The sequence below is a fragment of the Brevibacillus sp. WF146 genome, from assembly GCF_001673705.2.
Taxonomy (GTDB): Bacteria; Bacillota; Bacilli; order Brevibacillales; family Brevibacillaceae; genus Brevibacillus; species Brevibacillus thermoruber.
On sequence record NZ_CP109943.1, the window covers coordinates 4,260,001 to 4,276,994 of the forward strand.

16 protein-coding genes (1 of these 16 running past the window's edge) are annotated in these 16,994 nt (G+C 60.6%); 2 read left to right on the forward strand and 14 right to left on the reverse strand.

The window, feature by feature from the left end; translation table 11 throughout:
• From A6764_RS21155 to groES, 5 genes are all read right to left on the reverse strand, one after another.
• Window positions 1-309, reverse strand: the 5' end (the start) of a protein-coding gene (locus A6764_RS21155) for a carbohydrate ABC transporter permease (RefSeq protein ID WP_044899829.1). It extends 513 nt beyond the left edge of the window; 309 of the gene's 822 nt are visible here — the first part of the coding sequence; its start codon is at window positions 307-309; the stop codon falls past the left edge of the window.
• A 10-nt stretch (window positions 310-319) separates the two neighbouring features.
• Window positions 320-1,279, reverse strand: coding sequence for a carbohydrate ABC transporter permease (locus A6764_RS21160; RefSeq protein WP_083989937.1), 960 nt, complete (start codon window positions 1,277-1,279; stop codon window positions 320-322).
• An 87-nt stretch (window positions 1,280-1,366) separates the two neighbouring features.
• Window positions 1,367-2,671, reverse strand: a complete 1,305-nt coding sequence (locus A6764_RS21165; RefSeq protein WP_065068235.1) for an ABC transporter substrate-binding protein — start codon at window positions 2,669-2,671, stop codon at window positions 1,367-1,369.
• A gap of 223 nt (window positions 2,672-2,894) precedes the next feature.
• Window positions 2,895-4,517 carry a chaperonin GroEL gene (groL, locus tag A6764_RS21170; RefSeq protein ID WP_029101026.1) on the reverse strand — a complete coding sequence of 541 codons (1,623 nt, stop codon included), beginning with the start codon at window positions 4,515-4,517 and terminating at the stop codon, window positions 2,895-2,897.
• A 56-nt stretch (window positions 4,518-4,573) separates the two neighbouring features.
• On the reverse strand, window positions 4,574-4,858 hold the full coding sequence (gene groES / locus A6764_RS21175; protein ID WP_029101025.1) for a co-chaperone GroES: 285 nt from the start codon (window positions 4,856-4,858) through the stop codon (window positions 4,574-4,576).
• A gap of 272 nt (window positions 4,859-5,130) precedes the next feature.
• Here groES and A6764_RS21180 point away from each other — a divergent pair, with 272 nt between their 5' ends.
• A complete protein-coding gene (locus A6764_RS21180; protein WP_065068236.1) occupies window positions 5,131-6,459 on the forward strand; it encodes a CAP domain-containing protein in 1,329 nt (442 codons plus the stop codon).
• A gap of 65 nt (window positions 6,460-6,524) precedes the next feature.
• Here A6764_RS21180 and A6764_RS21185 read toward each other — a convergent pair whose 3' ends face one another.
• From A6764_RS21185 to A6764_RS21210, 6 genes are all read right to left on the reverse strand, one after another.
• Window positions 6,525-6,953 (reverse strand): hypothetical protein, encoded by a 429-nt coding sequence (locus A6764_RS21185; RefSeq protein ID WP_035299245.1) that lies wholly within the window; start codon window positions 6,951-6,953, stop codon window positions 6,525-6,527.
• 105 nt (window positions 6,954-7,058) lie between these two features.
• Window positions 7,059-7,835 carry a twin-arginine translocase subunit TatC gene (gene tatC, locus A6764_RS21190; protein WP_065068237.1) on the reverse strand — a complete coding sequence of 259 codons (777 nt, stop codon included), beginning with the start codon at window positions 7,833-7,835 and terminating at the stop codon, window positions 7,059-7,061.
• An 18-nt stretch (window positions 7,836-7,853) separates the two neighbouring features.
• Entirely contained in the window at window positions 7,854-8,195 is a 342-nt protein-coding gene (gene tatA / locus A6764_RS21195; protein WP_029101021.1) for a twin-arginine translocase TatA/TatE family subunit, read from the reverse strand.
• Window positions 8,196-8,238: 43 nt separating this feature from the next.
• Window positions 8,239-9,240, reverse strand: a complete 1,002-nt coding sequence (locus A6764_RS21200; protein ID WP_065068238.1) for a molybdopterin-binding protein — start codon at window positions 9,238-9,240, stop codon at window positions 8,239-8,241.
• Window positions 9,234-9,749 carry a MogA/MoaB family molybdenum cofactor biosynthesis protein gene (locus A6764_RS21205; RefSeq protein ID WP_029101019.1) on the reverse strand — a complete coding sequence of 172 codons (516 nt, stop codon included), beginning with the start codon at window positions 9,747-9,749 and terminating at the stop codon, window positions 9,234-9,236. Before A6764_RS21205 ends, A6764_RS21200 begins: the two co-directional genes overlap by 7 nt.
• A 117-nt stretch (window positions 9,750-9,866) precedes the next feature.
• Window positions 9,867-10,463 (reverse strand): 5-formyltetrahydrofolate cyclo-ligase, encoded by a 597-nt coding sequence (locus A6764_RS21210; protein ID WP_065068239.1) that lies wholly within the window; start codon window positions 10,461-10,463, stop codon window positions 9,867-9,869.
• 174 nt (window positions 10,464-10,637) lie between these two features.
• Here A6764_RS21210 and A6764_RS21215 point away from each other — a divergent pair, with 174 nt between their 5' ends.
• Window positions 10,638-12,572, forward strand: a complete 1,935-nt coding sequence (locus A6764_RS21215) for an ABC-F family ATP-binding cassette domain-containing protein (RefSeq protein WP_065068240.1) — start codon at window positions 10,638-10,640, stop codon at window positions 12,570-12,572.
• Window positions 12,573-12,691: 119 nt separating this feature from the next.
• Here the strand turns inward: A6764_RS21215 and A6764_RS21220 are convergent, their stop codons facing one another.
• The 3 genes from A6764_RS21220 to rimI all read right to left on the reverse strand — a co-directional run bounded on the left by A6764_RS21220 (window position 12,692) and on the right by rimI (window position 16,991).
• Window positions 12,692-14,998 (reverse strand): hypothetical protein, encoded by a 2,307-nt coding sequence (locus A6764_RS21220; protein ID WP_264622350.1) that lies wholly within the window; start codon window positions 14,996-14,998, stop codon window positions 12,692-12,694.
• 458 nt (window positions 14,999-15,456) lie between these two features.
• The gene (gene tsaD / locus A6764_RS21225; protein ID WP_065068242.1) at window positions 15,457-16,533 is read right to left on the reverse strand and encodes a tRNA (adenosine(37)-N6)-threonylcarbamoyltransferase complex transferase subunit TsaD; all 1,077 of its coding nucleotides are present in this window, start codon (window positions 16,531-16,533) and stop codon (window positions 15,457-15,459) included.
• Window positions 16,530-16,991, reverse strand: a complete 462-nt coding sequence (gene rimI / locus A6764_RS21230; RefSeq protein ID WP_029101015.1) for a ribosomal protein S18-alanine N-acetyltransferase — start codon at window positions 16,989-16,991, stop codon at window positions 16,530-16,532. Before rimI ends, tsaD begins: the two co-directional genes overlap by 4 nt.
• Between the last annotated feature and the right edge of the window lie 3 nt (window positions 16,992-16,994).

A 16,994-nucleotide genomic window follows, 5' to 3' on the forward strand; every position in this document is an offset into this window, starting at 1 on the left:
GTACGGATTCCAGCGAAACGGATAGCGGGACAGGTAGAAAGCGGCCAGCGACGAGAGAAACAGGATCAACAAGACAGACAGCCCGCTCACGTAGACGCTGTTCCATACATATGCGCCAAAGTTCACCTTCTCCCACACCAGCTTGTAGTTTTCCAAGGAAAGCGAAGCGGGCAGGCCGAGCGGCGACGTGAGGATCTCCAGATTGGTTTTGAACGACGACGCGATCATCAGAAAGACGGGATACAGCGCCAAAAAGGAAAAAACCAGCAGCACCAGATACTTCGCAAACTGTCCGAGCCTTGCCGTCATGGTCGTCCTCCTACAGTTCGTATTCCTTGCGCTTGAAGAAAAAGAGCAGCACCGCCGTCGCGCTGGAAATCATCAGGAACAGCACAACAGCCAGCGCCGACCCCAGCCCGATGGACTCGCCCCCCTCCACCGACCCGAAGGCCAACCGGTAGAAGTACGTGGCCAGCACGTCCGTGGAATAGTAGGGTCCGCCTTGCGAGCCCTGCATGGCAAAGATCAGCTCAAACGTCTCGAACGAGCCGATGAACGTCAAAATCGTCATCACCATGACCGACGGCATCGCCAGCGGCAGGGTAATGCGCAGCAGCATGGTCAGCCCGGAGGCCCCGTCCATTTTGGCGGCATCGTAGATTTCCGCCGGGATGGCCTGCAGACCGGCCAGGAAGATCAGCACGGCAAACCCGAGGCCGTACCAACTGTTGACGAGGATGATCGCGTAGAGGGCTGTGTCCGGATCCCCCAGCCAGGGGCGGGCCCATTCTTCCAGTCCGACATGCTTCAAAAATGTGTTCAGCGCGCCGTACGTTGGGTTCAGAATCAGGCTGAACAGGAAGCCGACGACGATCACCGACAGCAGCTTGGGCAGGAAAAAGACCGTTTTGAAAAACTCCTTGCCGCGAATCCTGCTGTTGATCATAAGCGCGAGCAGGAACGCGACCGCCAGCTTGGCGACGATCGTGCCCGCAAAAAAGATGACGTTGTGACCGAACCCGCGGAAAAACATCTCCTTGAACGGCGATTCGGTAAACAGGCGCACGAAATTGTCCAGACCGATAAACGCGCCCCGCTTCAATCCGTCCCAGGCGTAAAAGCTGTTCAGAAACGCGGAGAAGATGGGATACACCTGAAACCACACGTAAATGACCAAGGCCGGCAGCAGGAACAGGTGAACCAGGTGCTTGCTCCCGTTCATGCCCCGACGCGGAGAGGCCTGCCGCTTCACCTCGCTCGATTTCTCCAACACTGCCATGGGTGAACACCTCCCGAAAGACAGGGTACAGCCAAGCGATCCGGCCTGACTGTACCTCTGCCTGTTTTGTTTTCATCCGGTGCGCCGCTACTTCTTCGGCGCGAACCACTTGTCGGCGGATGCCTGGGTCGCCTCCGCCACCTGTTCGACGGTGAGCTTGTTGATGTACATGCCCTGCAGCGAATCCTCAAACGCGGTTTTCGTGGTCGGCGTGCCCTCCCCGAAATGAACGAGCATCAGGAACGGCACCATGCTGGTTTCGCTGAGCTGCGTCATCTTTTGCACCAGCGGATGCTTGGGGGTCACGCCGGGAATGGGGCTGACGCGGTTCAGTTCGTCGCTGAACAGTTGGCCAAACTCCCTGGACGCGAGGAACTCCATGAACAGCTTCGCCTCTTCCGGATGCCTGGACGCCTTGACTACGCCGTAGGAGCCGTCCACCCAGTTGACGATCGGGGTGTCGCCGCCTTTCTCTTTGGCCAGGGACGGGATCACGTCCAGCGGCATGTCGGGGTTTTGCTTTTCAAACGTTTCCAGCCGGTAGCTGCCGTTGATGTACATGGCCGCTTTGCCCGTGTAGAACAGCGCCTGCGCGTCCTTGTCGTCGATTCCCACAAAATCGGGCGGGAAAAATGGTGCCAGTTCCTGCATCTTTTTGATCGAATCGAGAAACGCCGGATCTTTGAAGGTGGTCTCGCCCTTCACCATCTTGTCCACGAAGTCGCCGCCGCCGTACGCGCTGATGCCAATGACGCTGTGCGTGATGGAGAGCAGATAGGCCGCTTTGCCGGACTGCGCGATCGGAATGATTCCCTTTTGCTGGAGTGCGCGACACACCTGGAGAAATTCGTCCCAGGTTTGCGGAGGCTGCAGGCCGTTGTCGGCAAACAGCTTTTTGTTGTAAAAGATAACAGCGGAGTTGATCGACAGCGGGACGCCGTACACCTTGTGGTCGCTGCCCCGGGCTGCGTCCAGGTACGACTGCGGAATCTCCTGGATCCCTTTGAGGTCGTCCAGCGGCAGCAGATACCCGGCGTCGGCCATCGCGCGGGTGCCCGCATACGGACGAAGCTGCACGATGTCCGGTCCGGTTCCGGAGGTGAGGGAGTTGGTCAGGATGGTGTTGTACTCGGTCGATTTGAACGGTTTAAACTTCACCTTGATCCCGGGATGCCGCTTTTCAAACTCGGCAATGAACGCGGCGTACGCGTCCTTGTCTTCCGGCCGCCAACTGTACATGACCAGTTCCACCGTCTCCCCTTTTGCCGGTTCAGCTCCCGGCTGAGCGTTCCCGCTTGACTGATCGCCCGCAGTCGACGACGGACTGCCGCTGCAAGCAGCCAGGACGAACACCAGACATGCACAAAACAGCCAGACTCCTGCTCGTTTCATTGTGAATCGCCTCCTTGTCCATTTTTTCGCTTGTCTCTCTGTCAGCTTATTCCTGAAGTATTATTTTACATTTTATTTTGAGTATATGAAATATTTTTTCAGTAAAATATTTATACTATTCAGAAAAATAAACTGGTAAAACAACCAACCCAGGCATGCTTTCTCATAAAAAAGAGAGACAGACCTACTGTCTGCCTCTCTTTCCGAATCGGTAATCCGATTCTTACATCATGCCCATGCCGCCCATGTCCGGCATGCCGTTGCCCGCTTTGGACTCTTCCGGTTTGTCAGCCACAACGGCTTCCGTAGTCAGGAACATAGCCGCTACGGATGCAGCGTTGGACAGAGCGGAACGGGTAACTTTCGCAGCGTCCACGATACCTGCTTCGATCATGTTTACCCATTCTTCGGTAGCAGCGTTGAAGCCGATGCCAACCGGTTCTTTTTTCAGGCGCTCCACGATGACGGAGCCTTCCAGACCTGCGTTCGCAGCGATTTGACGAACCGGCTCTTCCAGTGCGCGCAGCACGATTTGCACACCCACTGCTTCTTCGCCCTCGGCAACCACTTTCTCAACCGCTTTGATCGCGTTGACGAGCGTGGTACCGCCGCCAGGAACGATACCCTCTTCCACTGCAGCGCGAGTGGAGTTGAGCGCGTCCTCGATGCGCAGTTTTTTCTCTTTCAGTTCGGTTTCGGTAGCCGCACCGACTTTGATCACTGCTACGCCGCCAGCCAGTTTTGCCAGGCGCTCTTGCAGTTTTTCACGGTCGAAGTCGGACGTGGTGTCTTCGATTTGTTGACGGATTTGAGCAACGCGGCTTTCGATTGCAGCCTTGTCGCCTGCACCTTCCACAATCGTGGTGGTTTCTTTGGTAACAACAACTTTACCAGCGCGGCCCAGTTGTTGCAGTTTGGTGGATTTCAGTTCCAGACCCAGTTCTTCGGTGATCACTTCACCGCCGGTCAGGATGGCGATGTCTTGCAGCATAGCTTTGCGGCGGTCGCCGAAGCCAGGTGCCTTAACGGCAACAGCAGTGAAGGTACCGCGCAGCTTGTTGACTACGAGGGTAGCCAGCGCTTCGCCTTCCACGTCTTCCGCGATGATCAGGAGCGGTTTGCCGCTTTGTACCACTTGCTCCAGCACCGGCAGGATCTCTTGGATGTTGGAGATCTTCTTGTCGGTGATCAGGATGTACGGCTCTTTCAGAACCGCTTCCATCTTGTCGGTGTCGGTGATCATGTACGGGGAAGCGTAGCCGCGGTCGAACTGCATACCTTCAACAACTTCCAGCTCGGTCGTGAAGCCTTTGGACTCTTCGACGGTGATAACGCCGTCTTTGCCCACTTTTTCCATTGCTTCAGCGATCAGTTCGCCCACTTCTTTGCTGTCAGCGGAAATGGACGCAACTTGCGCGATAGCCGCTTTGCTTTCCACCGGTTTCGCGATGGACTTGATTTCTTCCACGGCAGCGCGTACCGCTTTTTCCATACCGCGACGAACAACCATCGGGTTGGCGCCGGCGGTTACGTTTTTCAGACCTTCGCGGATCATCGCATAAGCCAGAACGGTAGCGGTGGTCGTACCGTCACCTGCGATGTCGTTGGTTTTGGTCGCAACTTCTTTTACGAGCTGCGCACCCATATTTTCATAAGCGTCTTCCAGCTCGATCTCCTTCGCGATGGTCACACCGTCGTTGGTGATCAGCGGAGAGCCGAATTTTTTCTCCAGAACCACGTTGCGGCCTTTCGGGCCGAGGGTTACTTTCACGGCGTTAGCCAGTGTTTCCACCCCGCGAAGCATCGCGCGGCGTGCGTCTTCAGAGAACTTGATTTGTTTTGCCATCTCAAACTCAACCTCCTGCGTTATGTGTTTTCCGTACGTTCCTTATGTGAAAAGCCTTAGCCGATGATCGCGAGGATATCGGATTCGCGGAGCACGAGGTATTCTTTGTTGTCCACTTTTACTTCGGTGCCGGCGTATTTGGAGAAGATCACCTTGTCGCCTTCCTTCACTTCCAGCGCGATGCGCTCGCCGTTGTCGGAAACACGACCGGAACCGACTGCGATAACGCGTCCTTCTTGCGGTTTCTCCTTCGCAGTGTCAGGGAGAACGATACCGCTTGCGGTCGTCTCTTCTTTGGAGATTGGTTCGATTACCACACGGTCACCCAATGGCTTCAGCACAAAAAACACCCTCCTTAAAATGTAGGTTCATGAAGATTTTTGTTGTTAGCACTCGATCGAGGGGAGTGCTAACACCCACTACCTATAATAATGAATCCCTATGTACTTTGCAAGTGGTTTCCCTCACTTTTTTCCAAATGGCCCGCTCTCTTTCCCCTCTCATTTTGGCGGGTTTTTTCTTCTGCGTTTGCTAGATTTTCGGTTCTACCAGACCGGCTTGTTCATATAGATAAACCATGGAATCAGACAAGCCATCCAAGGAGGGAACCTGCATGCGCAAATGGATCTGGATCGGCGTGTTCGCCCTCTTCGTCGCGGGCATCGGCCATTTTCTCACCGCGGGCGATTCGTCCGCCATCCGCGTCAACGTTCAGCCGACCACGCTATATTGGGACGGCAAGGCCATGACGGGCAGTGATCCGTCCGGGTATTTTTACGACGGCACCCGCCACCTTCCCGCCGCGCTGGAATACAAGGGAACCACCTATGTTCCCCTGTCCCTGATCGGCCGCCATCTGAACAAGCCAACAGGCAGGGACGAGGCTAGCCATTCCGCCTGGCTGGGACAAGAGCCGGGGGCGGCAACAAAACGCCCTTCGCCCCAGCAGGCGGGTCCTGCCGCGGTCCAACTTCCGCCCGCCCGGTCAGCGGCAGCGGCGGCGGCACCAGTTTCGAACGTGAGCGCACGTCCCGCTCCGAACGCTCCCTACAGCCTGTTCGGCATTTCCCTCGGCATGCCGGCCGAGCAGGTGATCCGTGTGCTCGGCAAGCCGGCGCGTCAGGAGCCAAGCGGTCTGGGGTACCAGTGGTGGATCTACAACCGCGACCCGGCCCGTTACCTCCAGGTGGGCATCAGCGACGGCAAGGTGGTGGACGTCTACTCCAACGCGCCCCAGGCCAAGACGGGCGATGCCGCCATCGGCACCAGCCTGCCGGCTCTGGTCCGCCACTACGACATCGGCCATACCGTCTCGTTTTCCTACATGAACGCCCAGGTGCAGATCACCAACCAAAAATACCAGCGGCCGCTGGCAATCGTCGACGGTATTCCCCACATCTTTTACCTGGACAAGCAGAACGGCGACAAAGTGACAGCCATCCGCCTGATTGACACGCTGATGCTGCTGCGCGGCGGCTTTTACGAAACCAAGTGGACGTATCAGGGCGAGGCCCCCGATTTCGATCCCCCTCCGTTGAGCGTAAAAGAGCGGGAGCAGGTGAACGCCGCGATGGAGCGTCAGGTGCTCGACCTGGTCAACGTCGTCCGCTACCGCTACAAGCTGCCCCCGCTTTCCTGGAGCGAACAGGCCGCCCGCGTCGCGCGGCAGCACAGCCTGGACATGGAGAGCCACGGCTTTTTCGACCACGTCTCCGCCACCACCGGCCTGAATCCGTTCGAGCGGCTGCAGCAGGCAGGGATCGCCTACAGCATGGCGGGAGAAAACATCGCCGCCGGGTACCCGGACGCCATCGAAGCCCACGAGAGCTGGATGAACAGCCCCGGCCACCGCAAAAACGTGCTGGAAAAAGGATTCGCCCAACTGGGTGTGGGCGTGGCGACCGACTACTACACCCAGACGTTTCTCACGCTCAAACAATAAGGGCGGGAACTGTCCGTCCCGTTGGCCCCTTTCGCCTAGTCCTGGCCCGTGGGTAAGCCGCGCCTTCAGTCCCGCAGGCGGACCAGCCTTTTCAGCCCACCCACCTCGCCGCCAAACTCGACGACCAGGGTCTCGTACTCCTTGGTGTGCAAAATCATCCAGGGGCGGCGGCTGCCCGCCTTGGGCATGACGACAAAGATCTCGGCGATGGCCGCGTCGATCTTCGATGGCCGGTGAACCAACTGCCTCGGCGGCACCAGCGGGATTTTGACGATCATCGCGTGTTCCAGCGGCGGGTTCAGCTCCTGCACCCGCCCGCTTACACTGTTCAGGAGGGCCTGGGCTTCCGTCTGAAACGCCTCCGTGTTGTCAAAGGTGTCCACCACCCGCTCCTTGTCCGTGTCAAACAGCTCTACCTGCTCGGCCGCTTCCGCTTTGGCCGCTCCCGTTTGCAGTGGAGAGACCAGCAGGGCCAGACAGAGAATCAGCCACATGGATGTACGCACCTCCCGTTTTTTTCCCGTAGTAGTATGCCCGGCCGCATCCAAAAGTAGAAGAAAAAAGTCCCCCGCCGCTTCCGGCAGGGGACTTCGCACGCATCAGCGAACCGCTTCGTCCGCTTCCCATCCGTATTCTTTTTCCCAGTCCTCGTCCTCTTTCAGTTGTTTGCGGTAGACGATCCGCGACAGCCAGATGCTCAGCTCGTAGAGGAGCAGGAGCGGGATCGTCACCAGGATGTCGCTGACAATCTCGGGCGGCGTCAGCGTAATCCCCACCACCGCCAGCCCGAAGTAGGCAAAGCGGCGAATCTTCGCCAGCCGCATCGGGTTGAGGATGCGCAGCCGGGTCAGGAACATGACGACAATGGGCAGTTGAAACAGCAGCCCGAACGGAATCACCATGTTCACCAGGAAACCGAAGTACTCGGCGATCCCGTAGTTCGGCTTGACGTCCATCCCCATCGAGATACCGCTGACGAACTGCATCACCATCGGAAACACCACATAGTAGCCAAACAGGATGCCGACGACGAACAGCACGCACGCGGCCGGGATGAACATCAGCGTCACGCGCCGCTCGTTGGCGCGAAGCCCCGGCGAGACGAACAGCCAGGTCTGATACAGCGCAAACGGCAGCGTCACCACCACTCCGACCAAAAAGGCGAACTGCATGTACACCCGCAGCGCGTCGGAAGGGTGCAGGGAGACGAGCGGGACTCCCTCGGTGATCGGCTTTTCCTTCAGATATTCGATAAGAGGGCCGGCGACAAAAAAACCGGCAATCAATGCAGCAACAAATACAACCAGCACCCAGATAATCCGCCTGCGCAGCTCGGTCAGGTGCTCCACCACGGTCATTTCGCGATCGTCCGACATGTCCACCACCTGACCCGGTTACGCCTTGGGCTGTCCGCTTTCGGCCTGCAGCCGCTCCTGCTCCAGCTTTTCCCGAATCTCCTTTTCCAGGCGTTCGCGCTCCAGCCGCTCGCGAATTTCCCGCTCCAGCTTCTCGCGGTCAAACGCGTCCTTTTCGGTAATCACGGCCTTGGCGGGCTGTTCCTTCAACTTGGCCTCGTCTTCGTCATCGTCGTCCTTGGTCAGGCCGCGGGTGGCGTTTTTAAACTCCTTCAGCGTGTGACCCACCGCGCGTCCCAGCTCCGGCAGCTTCTTGGGGCCAAACAGCACCAGGGCGAGCAGCAGAATCAAGATCAACCCAGGAATCCCAATCGAACTCATCCACGTTCACTCCTTTTCTCCTGTCATCCAACAGTGTTGCCAGCTAGCACTTGCGCAATCCTCCGTATCCCAACCGGGTCATGTCCGACTCGACGATCCGCTCGCCGGCCAGGATCCGGGGCAAAAACACGTCAAACGAGGTAAACGGCTCGTGCATCACCGCTCCGGGCAGGCCCAGAATCGGCACGTCGCCCTTGTAGGCCACCATCAGCATGGAGCCGGGCAGCATCGGCGTGCCGTAACGGACCACCTCCGCTCCAACGCCGGCAATCGCCCCCGGCGTGCGGTCGTCCGGGTCGACCGACATCCCGCCGGTCACCAGCACCAGATCGACGCCCTCCTCCAGAAAGCGGGTGATCTCCCGTTCGATCATGTCCTTGTCGTCGGGAGCAAAGCGCTGCTCCGTCACGCGGGAACCGAGCGCCTCCACCTTGGCTCGGATGACGGGGCCGAACTTGTCGGCAATCCGCCCGGAATACACTTCACCGCCGGTGGTGACCAATCCCACTTTCTTCTCGAGAAACGGCTTCACCTGCACGATCGGACCGCTGAAACCCTTCGCCAGCTCTTCCAGGCGGACGATTCGCGCCTCCTCCATGATTAGCGGAATGATCCGCGTGGCCGCCACCGTCTGCCCGGGCTGCACCACCTGGTCGCTGTAGATGGTGGACAGGGCGATGCCTTCCAGCGCGTTGATCGCGTGGACGGCTTCTTCGTTGATCTTCGCCAGACCCAGCCGGGTCGCCTTCATCGACACCTTGCCCTCGTAAGGCTCGGTCAGCGTCAGTCCGTCCCCGGACACCGCCCGGGCAATCCGCGTGCCCGCGTCGTCCTCGTGAATGTACCCCTCCGGCATCTCCAGCACGTAGATGTGCTCCTTGCCGATGGAGAGCAGCGGCTCGATGTCCGCTTCGGTGATGACATGCCCTTTTTTGAACAGGCGTCCTTTAAACTCGCCGGGCAAAATCTGCGTCATGTCGTGGGGAAGCATCATGCCTACCGCTTCCCGCACAGGCACTTCCTTCAGCTTCGGTTTCTCTACCAACCCAATCCTCCCCAATCTTCGCTGGCCTCTCCCGTTCCCTGCAAAATGTGCAAGGCGTCGGACAGCATGTCTCCGATTGCGTTGAAGCAGATTTCCACGCCTCTGGGATTGCCCGGGAGGTTGATGATCAAGGCGTTACCGCGCGTACCCGCGACAGCGCGGGTCAGCATCGCGCGGCGGGACTGCTGCAATCCGGCCCGACGCATTTCCTCGGCCAGACCCGGCACCGGCCTGTCCATCACCCACGCCGTCACTTCCGGGGTGACGTCGCGGGGACTCAACCCCGTGCCGCCGGTGACGATCAACAAATCGCACTTCTCCCGGTCCACCAGCTCGATCATGTGCTCTTTCAGCTCCTCCATGTCGTCCGAGACGGCGCGGTAAATTGCCACATCCGCCTGCAGCCACTCACGGGTCAGCTTGCGGATGATCGGGATTCGATCGTCCACCCGGTCTCCTTTTGCGATGGAATCGCTTGCCGAAATGACGCCAATTTTCCAATTGCTCACAGCCTATTCCTCCATTTGCCCTTGCTTTTGTATTGTACACTGTTTTGTTCCCGCTGTAGATAGCGCGGGAGGAAAAGACGCAATCCTGACACAAAACGGCCGCGGACCGGCGCCCACTCAGCGCAGATCGGCTGCTCCGGTCTCCAGCACGCCCGCTTCCGTCACGAGGTAATCGAGGCGGACGTCATGCGGCTCCACCGGCACGGACGGCACCACCTGAAAATGGTAGCCGCACCCGATCAGCATCGGCTTACGGTCCAGCGCGGCGAGAAACCGGTCGTAGAATCCGCCGCCGTAGCCCATCCGTCCCCCCTGCCGGTCAAATGCCACACCCGGCACCAGCACCGCGTCCAGCGCCGCCAGATCGGCCTCCTCCGCTTTCGCCGGATCCGGCTCCATGATCCCGTACGCCCCGGGCCGCAGCATGTCCGGTCCGGTATAGCGGTAGGGAATCAGCCGGCGCTCCGCCACGAGGGTCAGGGGCAGCCATACCTCCTGTCCCCTTTGACGGGCGCTGTCCAGAAACGGTACGATGTCCAGTTCCTCGCGCATCGGATGGAAGGCCATCACGTTCCGGCACGCCGCCAGTTTGGCAAAGGACAGCAAATGACGGCACGCCTCCCGGGAGCGATCCGCCCGTTCTCCGGCAGGCAGCGCCGCCCGCTCGGCCAGCATCTGCCGGCGAAACGCCTGCTTTACCTTGACCCGTTCCATTCCCAACGATCCCCTCCCTTTTTTCGGCGCCTGCGCACGGGAGGCGCGAGGGTTGTCCCCGGCGCTCTCTCTACGCTACACTTGTCTGATAGGGCAGCTTGCGACGACGCCCGCGAACACGGGAAGCGCCGCCCGCCCGCTTGCGGTACAGGTATGTAAAAGAGGTGACATGCAATGATTTTGCTTCAAGCTGAACATATACACAAAACGTACGGGGTTGAGACTATTTTACAGGACATCTCCCTGCAAATACAAACCGGAGAACGGGTCGGACTGGTCGGCGTAAACGGCGCCGGCAAATCGACGCTGATGAAAATCCTCGCCGGTCAGCTCAGCTATGACAGCGGAACCGTCCGCATTCCCAAGGACGTCACCGTCGGCTACCTGGCTCAGGACAGCGGCCTGGAATCGGAGCGGACCATCTGGGACGAGATGCTCTCCGTATTCAGCGACCTGCAGGAGGAAGAGCGGGAACTGCGGAAGCTGGAGGCGCTGATGGGCGACCCCGCCGTGCTGGCTGACGAGAAGCGCTATCAGCAGATTCTCGAGGATTACGCCCGCCGTTCCGAGGCGTTCAAGGAGCGGGGCGGCTACGCCTACGAAGCGGCCATTCGCGGCGTCCTGCACGGGCTGCGGTTTGCCGACATGGACAGCCAGACCCCGATCAAAACGCTGAGCGGCGGGCAGAAGACCCGCCTCGCCCTGGCCAAGCTGCTGCTTCAGGCCCCCAGCGTCCTGCTTCTGGACGAGCCGACCAACTACCTGGACATCGAGACGCTCACCTGGCTGGAAACCTACCTGCAAAACTACCAGGGGGCCATCCTCGTCGTCTCCCACGACCGCTACTTTCTGGACAAGCTGGTGACCGTCGTCTACGAGATCGAGCGCACCCGCGCCACCCGGTACGTGGGCAACTACAGCCGCTTCCTGGAACAAAAGGCGGCGCGGCTGGAGCAGGAAATGAAACGCTACGAGAAGCAGCAGGAGGAGATTGCCCGGCTGGAGGACTTCATCGCCCGCAACATCGCCCGGGCGACCACGACCAAACGGGCGCAGAGCCGGCGCAAGACGCTGGAAAAGATGGAGCGGCTGGAGAAGCCGGTCATGCAGAACAAATCGGTACACTTCTCGTTTGAGATCGCCAAGATGAGCGGCAACGTCGTGATGAAGGCAGCCGACCTGAGCATCGGCTATCCGAACGCCGCCCTCTCCCGCCACCTGACGTTTGAGATCGAGCGGGAAGAGCGTGTCGCCCTGGTCGGCCCCAACGGCATCGGCAAATCGACGCTGCTGAAGACGATCGTGCAAAAGCTCCCCGCCCTCTCCGGCAGCATCCAGTTCGGCAGCAACGTGACGATCGGCTACTACGACCAGGAGCACCGCGATCTCAACGAGCAGAACACCGTGTTGAACGAGATCTGGGACGAGTACCCGCAGATGCCGGAAAAGGACGTCCGCACCCTCTTGGGCAACTTTCTGTTCAGCGGTGACGACGTGCAGAAGCGCATCGGCGAGCTGTCCGGCGGCGAACGGGCGCGGGTCTCGCTGGCCAAGCTGATGCTGAAGCAGGCCAACTTCCTGATTTTCGACGAGCCGACCAACCACCTGGACATCTACAGCAAGGAAGTGCTGGAAAACGCGCTGTACGATTACCCGGGCACGATCCTGTTCGTCTCCCACGACCGCTACTTCCTGAACAAGATCGCCACCCGCGTGCTGGAGCTTTCCCCCGATGGGGTGACCAGCTATCTCGGCAACTACGACTACTACGTGGAGAAAAAACAGGAGTTGGCCGAACTGGCGGCCGAACAGCAGGCACCCTCCGGCAAAAAGCAGGGAACAGCGGCCGCCTCCCAGCCGGAAAAATCCTCGTACGAGCTGGACAAAGAGGCAAAACGGCGCGAGCGTCAGCGCCAGCGCCGTCTGGAGGAGATCGAGGCAACCATTCAGCAGCGGGAAGCCGATATCCGCAAATGGGAGGAAGAGCTGTGCCTGCCCGAGGTGTACACCGACCACGTGCAGGCCAAGGAGCGCAACGACCTGATCGAGCAGGCGAAGGCGGAGCTGGAGCGGCTCTACGAGGAATGGAGCGAACTCTCCGAGGCGTGAGTCCCCGCCGGCGTTTCCCTCCGGCGGCGAACAGGCGGCACCGGAGCAAGGCGGCAGCGAACAGGCTGCGGAACAGGCTGCGCCGGGGCCAACCGTCCGGATGCGGCGACGTCAGCCGGTCACGACGTGGAGCAGCGCTGCTCCTCCGTCTCTCCCAGCGCCGCGTACAAGGCCGGCACAACCAGAAAGACGATGCAGGTCGCAGCGGTGATGATCCCGGAATCGTTGAGCAGAAGGCCGGCCAGGGAGCCGGCGATCAGCCCCGAAAACCCCTTGACCAGATACGGATAATCGCGGGCCAAATGGCGCAGGTAGCGATCGTTGCAGAGAGCCAGCAGGCCGAGGACGACCAGGGAGACGGCAAACACCTTGCTCCACACCGACACGCGGATGAGCCGCAGGTTCATCTCCAGTTTGCGCTGCACGATCCGGGCCACTTCCGTCCAATCCCCCGAGACGATCTGCTGCGCCGCCCGGCCAATGTGAGTGGGCGGCTGAACGGACAGCAAACTGGCCCCCGCCAACACGACCGCACCCGCCAGGACGCCTCCTGCCAACAGCAGGAGGCCTTTTTTTCCGAATCGCCACCCCTGCATCCGGACAAACGCCACGGAAAACCCGACCAGACCGGCCAGGAACCCGCCGGCGTCAGCCCCCAACCCGGGAGACGCCATGTCATACAGGACGAGGCCGAACAGGCCGCTCCCGACGGTCACGGACAGCGGATCGGCCCCTCCCTCCGCCGCCTCCCGCCTGTCCCGCCGCCACTGGCAGAGCGCGGCCGCAAACAGGATGGCGCTGCCGATCAGCACCCCTTCGTATTCGTTGCCCAACCCGTAAAAACGGGCGCCAATCACCGGATCGTACCCCAGATAGGAACGGCGCATCGCCGGATTGCCGAACATGCCGTCCGCCAGCAGCGCCAGCGCGGTCACCCCCGCCACAAGAGCCAATCCGGCCGGCAGCGAGCGCCCCTGTTCCAGCAGCATGCCGCCCGCCATCGCAGCGGTGATGACCGCTCCCAGGACAACCGCTGGCGGCACCTTCCAGCCGACTAGCCCCTCCGCCAGAAACAGCAGGGGAAACCAGAGCATCGAAAGCAGCGCCAGACGGACAATGCGGCGCGCCAGGTTCAGCCTCTCGCCGCCTGTTCGCCTTCCCCACAGCCACAAGAGCGAAGCCGCTCCCAGGATCACGATCTGCAGCATTACGTACGTGTACAGCACGGAAGAACGGTTGGCGTAAATATGGTGAATCCGATCCACTTCGCGCAGCAGATCGGAGAAGCGCTTTTCCGCCGACAGACGCAGCAGGTGGCCGGACAGCCCCTCCGGCGGCGGCACGCGCAGCCATGACAGGACGGTGGGCAGCACATCCAGACCGCTGACCACCCCCGCCTGTCTGGTCGTCGCCGAGGTGAGCACCCCCGCCGCTCCTCCCCGCCACAACAGGATCGGCGTCAGCAGCGCCTTCTCCTTTTGGGCCTGAACGTTCGGCGCGGGCGACAGCAGCATCACCAACTGCTCCGGCCTGCGCTCCCGCAGCACCCGATCCAAAAAGGCGCCCAGGTCGGCCAGCACCTGTTCGTACTGGCGGGCGAACCGGTCCGGGTCCATGTCGTCCGCCATTTGATAGAGGCGGGCCAGGTCGGACAGCTGCACCGCAATCAGCCCGGAGGTGCGGTCCGCGCGAATCCGGGCGGCGAGGTAGTCGTAGCGGGTGCGCACGCCGTACGGGTAGCCGTCCTTTTGCTCCGAGACAGCGGCGGAGAGATCTCCCCGGGGGACGCGCCCCCGCTCATCCATGGCAAAGAGTACGGCGTGCCGATGACGCACGTCGTCGTAATCGCCGCTGCCGTAACTGGCAGCGGGAATGCCGCGGCGGGCGAGCGTTTCGCCCAGCAGGCCGATCCGGGCGGTGTACGGCTTGTCCCGGTTTTCCGCGTGCAGGCGATAAATGCCGGGAAACACGACCCGGAAGCGTGCCACGTCTGCCCCGTCCGGCGGACTGAGCTGCCGGGCGCGCTCGCCTGCCGTCTCCCCGGAAGAGAGTGGTTCCTCCGGGTGATACGCCGTTCCGCTGCGCTCCGTGTACACGGCCGGTCCGCCGCTGCCGAGCAGCAGGTAGCCATTGGCGGCCGTCCGCGCCCCCGGTGTACGGATGGAGAGCGCGCCCGCCTCCGCCTGCTCCAGCCACGTATCCACATGTGGATAGCCGCGCAGGCGGTCCAGCTCCCGAAACGACAGCCCCTCCACGAACAGCGCCACCACCTGCCTGCCCGCCGGATGGTCGGCTCCGGTTGTGCGCACCGGTTTTTCCGCCGTCACAGTGGAACCAACAGCGACTGCGGCGGCAGCCGCTTCCGGATTCGCGACAGACGCCAGCAGCAGGCATGCCGCGAGCACCTGCAGCCCTTTTGTTCTCACCAGGCTCCCTCCTCTGTTGATAACACCGATACTTTTATCCACAAATTCCACAGAAAAATCCACAGGAAAATGTCGATTTTCCCGGCAATTCTTCGTGTTATCACCAGTATTCACAGGAGCCGGCGAACGCATCCAGCGGAAATTATCCAGAGTCTGTGGATAAAGGTGTGAAATGCGAGCGCGCTCTCTTCCAATCAGCCTCTGCCAGGCAAAAAGGCGGCGTTTTCAGCCTTTTGCGCAAAAAAAAGAGACCCATACCTGGGTCACCATGAGGAGATGGAGAGAAGATGAGTGTTTATGTAATAAATTCTAACATGAAAATTCGTAAAGTCAACAATTATTCGGAAAAATTCGCAAATGAATGTCAGGAAACATGACATATCACTTGCCTCCCCACACCGAGATGGCGTCTCTCTGAAAAAAAGAGCCCGCGGAGTGACATCCGCAAGCCCTTTTCATCACGATAGGGGGAGGCCGGGCACGCCGTTCAGGTCAAGTCCGGCAAACTGGCCTTTTTGGTAGTGGATGTACCCGGCGGCGGCGATCATCGCGGCGTTGTCGGTACAGAGCGACAGCGGCGGGATGACCAGGGCAACGTCCTCCGCCTCGCAGCGCTGCTGCAGGCGTTCACGCAGCCCGCGGTTGGCGGCCACGCCGCCGGCCAGCAGCACCTGCCGGGCGCCGTATTCCCTGGCTGCCCGGATCGTTTTTTCCACCAGCACCTCGGTCACCGAATCCTGAAAACTGGCCGCCAGGTCGGCGGGATCGATCGTCTCGCCCCGCTGCGAAGCGTTGTGCAGCGTATTGAGCACCGCCGACTTCAGCCCGCTGAAGCTGAAATCATAGGAGTCCGGCTCCAGCCAGGCGCGCGGCAGCGGCACGCGCGGCTCACCTTCGCGGGCCAGCCGGTCGATGTGCGGTCCGCCCGGATAGGGCAGCTTCAGCGCCCGCGCCACTTTGTCGTACGCTTCGCCGGCGGCGTCGTCCCGGGTTTCTCCCAGGATCTCGTACTCGCCGTGCGCTTTCATCAAGACCAGCTCGGTGTGGCCGCCTGAGACAACCAGCGCCACCAGTGGAAACCGCATCTCCTCCACCAGCCGGTTGGCGTAGATGTGGCCGGCGATGTGATGAACGCCGATCAGGGGGATGCCGCGGGCAAAGGAAACGGCCTTGGCCGCCGCCACGCCCACCAGCAGCGCGCCTACCATACCGGGGCCGTAGGTGACCGCGATGGCATGGATGTCGTCCAGCGTCCGGCCTGCCCGGGTCAAGGCCTCCTCGATCGTCAGCGTGATGTTTTCCACATGACGGCGGGAGGCTACCTCCGGGACCACGCCGCCGAAGCGTTTGTGTATGTCCGCCTGCGAGGCGATCACGTTGGAAAGCACGACGCGGCCGTCCTGCACCACGGCAGCCGACGTCTCGTCGCAGCTCGTCTCGATCCCCAAAATGTACGTTGGTTCCCCCGATTCCTTGTGCGCCTGGTATGCCTGCCGCACGCGTTCCTCGTAGCGGGAAGGTTCTCTTTTGTTCATTGCAGTGTCACCCACATTATGATCGCGTCTTCGTTATTGTCCGAATAGTACCGTTTGCGCAGCCCCCGCTCCTCAAAGCCCAGTTTGGCGTACAGGCGGCGGGCCACGGTGTTGGACGGGCGGACTTCCAGCGTCATGCTCTTCGCTCCATACGCCACGGCCACTTCCATCATTTTGCGCATCAGCCGCTCCCCGATCTTTTTCCCCCGCCAGTCGGGGTGCACGGCTACGTTGGTAATGTGCGCCTCGTCCAGCACCACCCACATCCCGCAGTAGGCGATCACCTTGTTCTCCCGGTTCACGACAACAACGTAGCGTGCGTTGGGGTTTCTCGTCAGCTCGTTGACAAACGCGTCAGGCGGCCAGGGCGTGGTAAACGACAGCCGCTCCAGTTCAGCGACCGCGTGTACGTCGGCCAGCGTCATAAAGCGAAATCCTACCGCTTCTTGTTGCTCCATGCC